Raw genomic sequence first — 11,085 nt, forward strand, 5'->3', positions numbered from 1 at the left:
CTGGGTGGATGGCGGAGGTCCGGGATCCTGTCGGCGGCCACCGCTAATCTGCGAGGATGGTGAAACCGGAATCGGCACTGCGCCGCCTGATGCGCGACACGGGGAAGTTGCTGCAGCCGTACGGTTTCGAGGGGGCCGACCCCACCTGGACGCGGGTGCTGCCCGAGGGCGTGGCCACCATCGCCCGCACCCGCACCTTCCGCACCTTCACCGGCGGACAGCAGGTGCTGCGCTTCGGCCTGGGCGCGTGGGCGACCCCGGCGGCCTGGCAGGAATTCCGCGTGTGGCGCACCGAGCGCTACGGACTGCGCCCCCTCGCGCCCGAGGCGGCGTCCGGCCCCGGCCTGCTCCCCGGCGAGGGTCTGCCCGCCGAGCCCGACGAGCTGTGGTCGGTGCGGCTGGATCGCTACCAGCCGGGCCATGTCCAGGCCGAGGACATCGAGGCCATCCGCGCCGAGCTGCCCCGCCGCGTACACGCCCACGGCCGTCGCGCCCTGCGCCTCCTCGAGCCCGGCGCCTACCTGGAAGAGCTACTGGCCCAGCCGGATCCGGGGCCGGCGACCTGGGAGGCGATCGTAGTGCTGGGCGCGGATCAGAGCCCGGACGAGCGCGTCGACGACGCCCTGGACCGCCTGCGGTCCGCCGCCCGGGAGCAGTCCGTGCACAGCGCTCAGGAGGTCCTCGACTTCATCGCCTCGCGCACCATGTCGAGCCGGTCGGCGTAGAAGAACACCCGCCCGCAACCGAGACAGACCAGCGCGCGCAGGTCCGACAGCGACCGCCCGCCCCCACGCGGCACCAGACGCATCTCCATACTGCAGCCCACCGCTACCCGGTGTCCCCCGCAGTCGGGGCAGGGCGTTTTGGGTGGCGTGACCCGCTCGGGCTCGGTCTTTTTCGAGAACACCCGGCTATTGTTGCCCGTTCGACTTCTGGTATTCGCGCCAGGCCTTCTGGGTGTCGGTGAGTTTCGGCTTCGGCGTGCGATTGCGGAAGAAATTGACCACCATCACGACCGGCAGGATGAAGGCCTGGAAGAAGATCAGGTAGGAGTCGCCGTCGAAGAGGAACGCGAGGTAGAAGGCGTAGCCGAGATAGACCAGCCCGAAGACGGCGTCGATGGTGCGCGCGGTGTTGCTCTGCCCCTCACGGACGGAGGCGAGCACCAGCATGATCACCCCGCTGAGCGCGAGCAGGCCGACATACCAATTGAACATGGATTCCCCCGAAGACAATTCAGGCCCGACCAGTCGGTTGGGCCGGGCCGAACGATAACACCGCGAGAAACCGGGCGCCATCGACTATTCGATGAACGCCCGGTTTCCTGATGTGCGAAATCCGCCTCAGCGGCGCGGAATGGCCGGGGTCTCCCAGGCTTTCGCGTAGCGCTTCTTGTCCGCGGACTTGTCGGGCTTGCTGCGGTAGACCACGTACGGCCGCACCAGGTAACCGACCGGCGCGGAGAACATGTGCACCAGGCGGGTGTAGGGCCAGAAGGCGATGAGCGCCAGCACGACCAGCCCGTGCAGCTGGAAGGTCCAGGGCGTGCCGACCATCAGCTCCGGCTCCGGGTGCAGGGTGAACAGGCTGCGGAACCACGGCGACACGGTCTCGCGGTAGTTGTAGGTGCCCCACAGCAGATTGCTGCCCCAGGTGTTGAGCAGGCCGGTGACCAGCGCCGCGGTCAGCAGGACGTACATGACCTTGTCGTTGACCGAGGTGGCCTGCCGGACGGCGGAGACGGTGAGCCGGCGGTATGCCAGGATGGCGACGCCGATGATGACCGCCAGTCCCGCAACCGATCCCGCGGACACGGCGACCAGGTGGTACGCCTCCTCGGACACGCCGATGGCATCGGTCCAGGACTCCGGGATGAGCACACCCATCACGTGTCCGCCGATCACCCCGAGCATGCCGAAGTGGAACAGCGGGCTGCCCAGCTTCAGCAGCCGCGACTCGTGGATCTGCGAAGACCGTGTGGTCCAGCCGAATTGGTCGGTGCGGTAGCGGTACAGGTGGCCCAGCACGAACGAGGTGAAGGCGATGTAGGGGAGCATCAGCCAGAGCGCGGAGCTCATCGGCGGGCCTCCGTTCCGGAGAAGGCGAGCGGGTCCATGGCGAAGGGGTCGAGGCCGACCTCTTCCTCCGGCGGGCCCTGGGCGGCGAGTTCGGCGATGCGCCGGCGGTCGGCGGTGGTGACCGGTGGCAGGGTCGCCACCACCGACGCCAGCACCCCGGCGTAGGGAGATCCGCTGTCGGAAAGCGACAACCGCAGCAGTTCCAGGACCGGGACGTGTTCGCCCAGCAGCCGTTCGCCGCCGATCGGGTCGACGGTGGCGGCGAATTCGAGCAGCACGGGCAGGTGGTCGGGCAGTTCCTCGTCGCCGAGTTCGACCCCGGCGTGCCGGTAGGCGTGCTTGAACCGCAGCAGCGCCATCCCGCGTTTACGGGTGTCCCCGTAGGCGTAGAAGGTCAGGTGCAGGCTGGCCCGGCGGCGCATGTCGAAGGTCTCGACGTACTCCTGGGCCAGGGCGATCGGGTCGCCGGTGCGCAGATGGGTGAGGAACCCGGCCAGCAGCGGGCGCACCGAGTCCGGCAGTTCCGCGGCGGCGGCGTCGAGTTCGTCGAGCAGCGAGAGAGTCTGCGCGTTCGGGTAGTCCAGCAGCAGCGCGCTCAGCCGCCACACCAGCCGCCGGTCCCGGTCGCTCAGGGCGACGGCGGGCTCGGGGCGGCGGCGCAGTTTCAGCAGGCTCATCGCGACGCCTCGGTGGATTCCGGTGCGGCGCCACCGGTTTCGGAGTTGGCGTCGAGCTCGTCGATCAGCGCGCGGGTGCGCGGGTGCGGGTAGTCCAGCGACAGCGCGTCCCGCCGCCACACCTCACGCCGATCGTTGTCGCTCGCGGTGACGGCGGGTACGGAACGCCGCCGCAGTCTGAGCAGGTTCATCGCGCCGCTCCCGTCGGTTCGGGTTCGATCGATTCGGTGTCGACGGCCGCCGGCTCCGGTGCGGGGGTGTGGTGCCCATTTCCATTGGCTCCATTGCCATTACCAGCGGCGCCGTTGCCGTTGGCGGACGTGGGCACCAGCCCGCTGGTGCTCTTGCCGTCCCAGTTGAGCAGGTTGATCCGGTTGGACTTCTGCTCGGGTGCGGCGGCACCGTTGGTATCGGTGAGGTGGAACTTGTCGGCCATGTAGTCGAAGGCCGTCATGCCCGGGCCGCCGTCGGTGTCCAGGGAGCAGCCGGTGGCGAGCGAATCCAGTTCGTGCGCTTTGGAAGTCGCGCCGGAGGGGATCACGTAGCGGTGCTCGTACTTGGCGATGGCGAGCAGCCGGTACATGGCCTCGATCTCCTCGGGCTCCAGGCCGACCGCGTCCGGGATGGACAGGTCGGGCTCCTGGCCGAGGTTGATCGAGCGCATGAACGACCGCATGCCCGCCAGCCGCTGCAACGAGGCGCGCACCGGGCCGATCTCACCGGCGGTGAACAGTTCGGCCAGGTACTCCAACGGAATTCGCAGCGCGTCGATCGCTCCGAACAGGTTGTTGTGGTTCTCGCCGTCGTGCCCGGTCTGGGTGAGGGTGTCGACCACCGGCGACAGCGGCGGCACGTACCAGACCATCGGCATGGTGCGGTATTCCGGATGCAGCGGCAGCGCGATCTGGTAGTCGACGATCAGCTTGTAGACCGGCGAATCCTGTGCGGCGGCAATCCATTCCGGGGAGATTCCGGCCCGTTCGGCCTCGGCGATGACGCGCGGGTCGTGCGGGTTGAGGAAGACGCCCAGCTGTGACGGGTACAGGTCCTGGTCGTTCTCGACCGAGGCGGCCTCGAGCACCTTGTCGGCGTCGTAGAGCATGACGCCGATGTAGCGCAGCCGGCCGACACAGGTCTCCGAGCACACGGTCGGGATGCCGACTTCCACACGCGGGTAGCAGAAAGTACATTTCTCCGCTTTGCCCGTCTTGTGGTTGAAGTAGATCTTCTTGTACGGGCACGCGTTCACGCACTGCCGCCAGCCGCGGCACTTGTCCTGATCCACGAGCACGATGCCGTCCTCGGCGCGCTTGTAGATCGCGCCGGAGGGGCAGGACGCCGCGCAGGACGGGTTGAGGCAGTGCTCGCAGATGCGCGGCAGGTAGAACATGAAGGTCTCTTCGAACTCCAGTTTCACCTGCTCGGACAGCTTGGCCAGCAACGGGTCCTTGCCGACCTGCTCGGGACCCGAACCCAGCGAGTCGTCCCAGTTCGCGCCCCAGGTGACCTTGGTGTCCTCACCGGTGATCAGCGACTTGGGCTTGGCCACCGGGGTGGTGTCCATCTGCGGGGCGGACAGCAGGTTCTCGTAGTCGTAGCTCCACGGGTCGTAGTAGTCCGACACGGTGGGCAGGTCCGGGTTGGCGAAGATATTGAGCAGCCGCTTCATTCGGGATCCGGACTTCAGCGTCAGGCGGCCCTTCTTGTCGAGGGTCCACCCGCCCTTCCACTTCTCCTGGTCCTCGTAACGCCGCGGATAACCCTGTCCCGGACGGGTTTCCACATTGTTGAACCAGACGTATTCGGTGCCCGAGCGGTTGGTCCACGCCTGCTTGCAGGTGACGCTGCAGGTGTGGCAGCCGATGCACTTGTCCAGGTTCATGACCATGGCGAGCTGAGCCATGACGCGCATATCAGTACTCCACTTCCTGCGAGCGCTTACGAATCGTGGTGACCTCGTCGCGCTGATTTCCGGTGGGGCCGTGGTAGTTCAGCGCGAACGACTGCTGCGCGTAGCCGCCGATGAGATGCGAGGGCTTGATCATGATCCGGGTCAGCGCGTTGTGGATGCCACCGCGCTTGCCCTTGCCGACCTTGGTGTTCTCGCCGCCCTCGATGCGGGGGACGTTCACCGCGCGGTCCTGGGCGTGGTACATGAACACGGTGCCCTCGGGCATGCGGTGCGAGACGATGGCGCGCGCCACCACGATGCCGTTGCGGTTGATCGCCTCGATCCAGTCGTTGTCGGCGACGCCGATCTTCTTGGCGTCCACGTCCGACATCCAGATCGCCTGCCCGCCACGCGAAAGCGTGAGCATGTGCAGATTGTCCTGATACGCGGAGTGGATGGACCACTTGGAGTGCGGCGTCAAATACCGAACGGTCACCCCGTTGCCATCGACGTTGCCGATGCCGGGTTCGGCGAACAACGCGCTCATGTCCAGCGGCGGCCGGTAGATCGGCAGCTGCTCGCCGAGCTCCATCATCCAGTCGTGGTCGAGGTAGAAGTGCTGGCGGCCGGTGAGGGTGTGCCAGGGCTTGGACCGCTCGACATTGATGGTGAAGGGGGAGTAGCGGCGTCCGCCGGTCTCGCTCCCGGACCATTCCGGTGAGGTGATCACCGGAACGGGCCGGGCCTGCGTGTCGGCGAAGGTGATTCGCTTACCCTCGTGCTCGGCAGCCAGATCGGCCAGCTCGGTTCCGGTGCGCTCTTCGAGCGCATGGAACCCTTCCACCGCGAGCCGGCCGTTCGTGGTGCCGGACAGTGCCAGGATCGCCTCGGCCGCGTGGGTGTCCTTGGCCAGAGACGGACGGCCCTGCGCGACACCGGAAACCACCGTGCCGTTCACGCCGCGCAGGTAATCTACCTCGGCATCGGGAATTGTGGTGACACCCTTCGTGGTGAGTCCCAGAGTTTCCACGAGCGGTCCGAGCGCGGCCATCTTCTCCGCGACCTTCGGGTAGTCGCGTTCGACGACAACGAGTTTCGGCATGGTGACACCCGGAACGGGTTCGCATTCACCGTATTTCCAGTCCAGTACCCGGCCACCGGCCTGCGCCATGGCGTCAGCGGTGTCGTGCTGCAACGGCATCGCGACCAGGTCCTTGCGCACGCCGAGATGCTTCTCGGCCAGCCAGGAGAACCCGCGGGCGATGCGGTGGAAGGCCTCGAAATCGGTCTTCGCCTCCCACGGCGGGGAGATCGCCGGGGTGAAGGCGTGCACGAAGGGGTGCATGTCGGTGGAGGACAGGTCGTGCTTCTCGTACCAGGTGGCGGCCGGGAACACGATGTCGGAGAACAGGGTCGTGGACGTCATGCGGAAGTCCATCGACATCAACAGGTCCAGTTTCCCGGTGGCGGCCTCGTCGCGCCATTCCAGTTCCTGCGGGCGAATGCCGGTGGCCTCGGTGGTCTGCAGGTTGGAATCGGCGCCGAGCAGATGCTTGTGGAAGTACTCGTTGCCCTTACCGGACGAGCCGAGCAGGTTGGCGCGCCACACGGTGAGGACACGCGGGAAGTTCTCCGGCGCGTCGGGATCCTCGCAAGCGAAGCGCAGATCGCCGGACTTGAGGCCGTCGACCACGTAGTCGGCGGGCGCTTTGCCCGCCTCGTCCGCCTCGTCGACCAGATCCAGCGGATTGCGGTTCAGCGTCGGGTAGGACGGCATCCAGCCCAAACGCGAAGCGAGCGCGATATTGTCGGCCGCGGTCCGCCCGGCGAACGCGCCCTTGCTCAGCGGCGAGGCGAAGGATTCGCTGGTGAACGGGTCGTAGCGCCACTGGTTGTTGGCCAGGTACCAGAACACGGTGCCCTGCATCTGGCGCGGCGGCCGCTGCCAGTCGGAGGCGAAAGCCAGTGTGGCCCAGCCGGTCACGGGTCGGCACTTCTCCTGGCCCACGTAATGCGCCCAGCCGCCGCCGTTCACGCCCTGGCAGCCGGTGAGCAGCGTCAGGGTGAAGAAGGAGCGGTAGATCTGGTCGCTGTGGAACCAGTGGTTGGTTCCCGCGCCCATGAGGATCATGGACCGGCCCCGGGAACGCTCGGCATTGTCGGCGAATTCGCGCCCGAGGCGTTCGGCCTGTTGGGCGGGGACGCCGGTGATCGACTCCTGCCAGGCGGGAGTGTAGGGCTGAGTCGCGTCGTCGTAGCCGGTCGGCCAATTGCCGGGCAGGCCGGACCGTCCGACGCCGTACTGCGCCAGCAGGAGATCGAACACCGTCGTCACCCGTCGCCCCGCGATGACGGTGGTCGGCACGCCGCGGGTGAGGACAGCCGCATCGCTGCCCGCGGAGAGCCCGTCGAAGCGCGGGAACTGCACGGCCGCAACATCATCGGTGCGGCCGTACAGGGTCAGCAGGGGATCGATGTCCCCCAGATCCAGATTCCACCGGCCCTTGCCCGCTTCGTTGAAGCGGTGGCCGAGGGAGCCGTTGGGCACCCGGGGAGCGCCGTCCGCGTCCAGCAGGACCGTCTGGTGCTCCACGCCCTCGCCGGTGTGGCCGAGATCGGCGGCGGTGAGGAACTTGCCGGGGGTGAAGGTGTGGCCGCTGTAGTCACCGTCGGTGTCCCAGCCGCCGTCGTGCTCGTCCAGCGCCACCAGGTACGGCAGGTCGGTGAAGCGCTTGACGTAGTCGTCGAAGTAGGGAGTCTGCTTGTCCAGGAAGAACTCTCGCAGCACCACGTGACCCATGGCCATGGCCAGGGCGGCGTCGGTGCCGGGACGGGCGGGCACCCACTCGTCGGCGAACTTGGTGTTGTCGGCGTAGTCGGGGGAGACCACCACGACCTTCTGGCCGCGGTAGCGGGCCTCGGTCATGTAGTGCGCGTCCGGGGTCCGGGTGACCGGGACGTTGGAGCCCCACATGATCAGGTATCCGGCGTCGAACCAGTCCGCGGACTCCGGCACGTCGGTCTGGTCGCCGAAGACCTGCGGGGAGGCGACGGGCAGGTCGGCGTACCAGTCGTAGAACGACAGCATGGAGCCGCCGATGAGCGAGATGAACCGCGCGCCCACCGCATGCGACACCATCGACATGGCGGGAATGGGGGAGAAGCCCGCGACCCGGTCCGGGCCGTACTTCTTGATGGTGTGCACGTGCGCGGCCGCGGCGATCTCGGCGGCCTCCCACCACTCGGCGCGGACGAAACCGCCCTTGCCGCGCGCGGACTTGTAGGACTTGGCCTTGTCGGCGTCCTCGACGATGGACTCCCATGCCAGCACGGGATCCTTCAGCCGCTCCTTGGCCGCGCGGTACAGCTCGAGCAGCACGCCGCGCACGTACGGGTAGCGGATGCGCGCGGGGGAGTAGGTGTACCAGGAGAACGACGCGCCACGCGGGCAGCCGCGCGGTTCGTACTCCGGCTTGTCCGCGCCCACACTCGGGTAGTCGGTCTGCTGCGACTCCCAGGTGATGACCCCGTCCTTGACGTAGATCTTCCACGAGCAGGAGCCGGTGCAGTTCACACCGTGCGTGGAGCGCACCACCTTGTCGTGTGACCAGCGGTCCCGATAGAACTCGTCGGCCTCACGGCCACCGGTCTTGTGCAGGGTGCGCAAGTCACCGGACACCTCGCCGCGGTTGAAGTACTTCCCCAGTCGAAGCAGCGCATCGGCGGACGAGTGTCCGTTCTGCGTGATGGTCATAACGCCCCCTTCGAGCTGGAAAACCGGGCTGCTGGCTCGACTGTAGGGACGTCCGGGGAGGCATCAAAACGGTTTGCTCACAATGCTCGAAAGGAGTTTGTGAGCTGTGAGATCGCCGCAATGTTCCGGTCACTGAGGGGTAGCGGCCGAGGTCACACCCTCCGCTCGCGACCTGGGAAAACCCTTCCGCGCCCGGTGAAACGTGTTCCCGTGAGGGTGTTTCGGACCAGTGGCGGTGAAGCTTCCGAAACGGTTGGTTCTCGCTTACTTAATATTTGTTAACACACCTTCGAATAGCTGGATGATCGCTGTTGGGGGCTCGCGGGAAAGAACTCGGCAAGGGTCCTGGAAATGCCGTGACGTCGTGCCTACTCCGCGATCAATTCGGCTTCGGCATCCAGCGCGCGTTGCGCGTCCTCCGGAACACGCACGGCTCCAGGGCGATACGTGACGGCGCGCAGCTCGCCGCTGTAGCGGAACACACCCCGGCGCTCCCGGAGGTCCCACGCCACCGGTCCCCGGGCGTCCAGCCCGACCGAGATGCCGGTCCACGGCGACATGCCCGCCAACTGCACCTGGTCGGGCAATTCGCCGGCGCGCACCCCGTCGATGCCCAGCGTGAAATCCCACCGCAGGTGCGGCCGGACCGTCGCCGACAGGGTGAGGAGCCGACTGCCTTCGGCGATCTCGCCCGCGTCTAGGGTGGCGTACCGCCCGTAGGCGTTGTAACCGAAGATCAGTCGACCGTTCTCGACATAGAGCAGGTAACCGCCGAGTGGGTCACCGTGTGCGACCAGGACGCCCTCGTCCCCGGCCCGATAACCGGAGAGTTCGACGGTGATGGTGAAGTCGCGATAGGCGATGAGCCGCTGGGAGCGGTATCGCTCCAGCGTGGGCGTGCCCGGGAGGATCCGGACCGGATCGCCGAGCCGCGCCTCCTCGGGCCGCCGCAGCGCCAGATCCTGGCGGGTGAGCAACGGGAAAACCGTGTTGTGCCAAGCGGCTTCGTCCCACGCGGCGGCGAGCTCGGCCACCTTGTCGGGCAGCCGCTCGGACAGGTCGTGCAGCTCGGTCGGGTCGGCGCGGACGTCGAAGAGCTGCCAGCGCGGGTCGTCGATATCGCGGCCGGGCTCGTGCAGGGCGAGCAGCTTCCAGCCGTCGCGGTAGAAGCCGCGATGGCCGGTCATCTCCGAGTACTGCTCGACATGCAGGGAGACCGCGGACGGATCGTGCAGCACCCGTGCCGCGGAGATGCCGTCGAAGTCCTTGGCGGGCAGGCCGTTACGAACACTCGGCCGCTCCAGGCCGATCAGGTCGAGCAGCGTGGGAGCCAGATCGGTGATGTAGACGTACTCCTGGCGTACCCCGCTGTCGTCGCCGGTCCGCGGCAGCCCCTGCGGCCAGGACAGCACGAACGGCACCCGGACCCCGCCCGCGAAGGTCTGGCCCTTGTAGAACCGGAACGGCGTGTTCGAGGCCTGTCCCCAGCCGCGCGGATAGTGCACGCCGAGCTTGGCGGTGCCGATGAGTTCGTCGTCGTGCGGGACGTCGCGCTCCCACTCCGGCTCGTCGACCTGGGCGAACTGCGCGAAGTAGGTGCGGGTGCCCTCCGGTCCGCCCTCCGCGGTGCCGCCGTTGTCGGAGGTGAACACGATGATGGTGTTGTCCAGCTCGCCGAGCTGTTCCAGGGTGTCCACGATCCGGCCCAGGCTCTGGTCGATGCTGTCGACCATGCCCGCGTACACCTCCATGTACCGCTCGAACCGCGACCGCTGCTCGTCGGTCAGCGCCTCCCATTCCTGGGCCTCGTAACCCGGCTCGGTATTGCGCGGCTTCTGCTCGGTCCCGGGCGGAAACAAGCCCTGCGCGAGCTGCGCGGCGAATCGGCTCTGCCGCAGTCGATCCCAGCCCTCGCGGTAGCGGCCCCGATATTTGGCCTGATCCTCCGGTTTGGCCTGCAGCGGACCGTGCATGGCGGTGTGCGCGAAGTACAGGAAGAACGGCTTGGTGGCGTCGTGCGCGCGCAGTTCCTTGATGTAGCCGACCGCGCGATCGGTGTAGTCGTCGGTGAGGTAGTAGTCCTCGGGATACTCCTCGATATTCACCGGCGAGCTGTCCGAGATGAGCTGATTCGGGTAGTAGAAGGAGTTCAGGCCCTCCAGGGAGCCGTAATACCGGTCGAATCCGCGTCGCGTCGGCCAGGAATCGCGTCGCGCGGCCGGGTGCAGCGTGGCGTCGCGCACCAGATGCCATTTCCCGACCGCGTAGGTCGCATATCCGTTGGCGCGCAGGATTTCCGGCAGCGTCAGCACATCGTCGGCCAGTTCCAGCCGCAACCCGGGATATCCGGGATCGGCATTGGCGACGAAACCGAAACCGGCGCGGTGGGAATTGATTCCGGTCAGCAGCGCCGCGCGCGACGGCGAGCACAGTGGCGTGGTGTGGAAGTTGGTGAGCCGCAAACCATTCGCGGCCAGCCGATCGAGAACCGGGGTGTCGATCTCCGACCCGAACGGGCCGATATCGCTGAATCCCATATCGTCGACCAGCACCACCACGACATTCGGCGCACCGGCGGGCGCGACCGGCGGATACTGCCATTCCGGTGTGGAATCGGCGGTGGTGCGGCCGATCTCACCGGAGAAGCTCTCATAACCACGGGCATGGGCGGGGACTGACATGCTC

General features: G+C 67.2%; 8 protein-coding genes. 1 reads left to right on the forward strand and 7 read right to left on the reverse strand.

Going from position 1 to position 11,085, the window contains the following annotated elements:
- Positions 1 to 56: 56 nt before the first annotated feature.
- Positions 57 to 725 (forward strand): hypothetical protein, encoded by a 669-nt coding sequence (locus ACWEOI_RS21020; RefSeq protein WP_452360675.1) that lies wholly within the window; start codon positions 57 to 59, stop codon positions 723 to 725.
- Positions 726 to 911: 186 nt separating this feature from the next.
- On the opposite strand, the gene ACWEOI_RS21025 is transcribed toward ACWEOI_RS21020, so the two are convergent.
- The 7 genes from ACWEOI_RS21025 to ACWEOI_RS21055 form a co-directional block, all read right to left on the reverse strand.
- Positions 912 to 1,217 (reverse strand): hypothetical protein, encoded by a 306-nt coding sequence (locus tag ACWEOI_RS21025; protein WP_433667772.1) that lies wholly within the window; start codon positions 1,215 to 1,217, stop codon positions 912 to 914.
- 126 nt (positions 1,218 to 1,343) lie between these two features.
- Positions 1,344 to 2,078, reverse strand: coding sequence for a respiratory nitrate reductase subunit gamma (gene narI, locus ACWEOI_RS21030; RefSeq protein WP_433667770.1), 735 nt, complete (start codon positions 2,076 to 2,078; stop codon positions 1,344 to 1,346).
- Complete coding sequence (gene narJ, locus ACWEOI_RS21035; RefSeq protein WP_433667768.1) at positions 2,075 to 2,755, reverse strand: nitrate reductase molybdenum cofactor assembly chaperone; 681 nt, start codon at positions 2,753 to 2,755, stop codon at positions 2,075 to 2,077. The genes narI and narJ overlap by 4 nt, the downstream gene beginning before the upstream one ends.
- Positions 2,752 to 2,946: a hypothetical protein gene (locus ACWEOI_RS21040; RefSeq protein WP_433667766.1), complete on the reverse strand. Its 195-nt coding sequence runs from the start codon at positions 2,944 to 2,946 to the stop codon at positions 2,752 to 2,754. The genes narJ and ACWEOI_RS21040 overlap by 4 nt, the downstream gene beginning before the upstream one ends.
- Positions 2,943 to 4,658 carry a nitrate reductase subunit beta gene (gene narH / locus ACWEOI_RS21045; RefSeq protein WP_452361056.1) on the reverse strand — a complete coding sequence of 572 codons (1,716 nt, stop codon included), beginning with the start codon at positions 4,656 to 4,658 and terminating at the stop codon, positions 2,943 to 2,945. The genes ACWEOI_RS21040 and narH overlap by 4 nt, the downstream gene beginning before the upstream one ends.
- A 10-nt stretch (positions 4,659 to 4,668) precedes the next feature.
- Positions 4,669 to 8,400 (reverse strand): nitrate reductase subunit alpha, encoded by a 3,732-nt coding sequence (locus tag ACWEOI_RS21050; protein WP_433667764.1) that lies wholly within the window; start codon positions 8,398 to 8,400, stop codon positions 4,669 to 4,671.
- Between the two features lie 368 nt (positions 8,401 to 8,768).
- Complete coding sequence (locus ACWEOI_RS21055) at positions 8,769 to 11,081, reverse strand: arylsulfatase (RefSeq protein ID WP_452360676.1); 2,313 nt, start codon at positions 11,079 to 11,081, stop codon at positions 8,769 to 8,771.
- Between the last annotated feature and the right edge of the window lie 4 nt (positions 11,082 to 11,085).

It is taken from the genome of Nocardia sp. NPDC004340 (assembly GCF_053602575.1).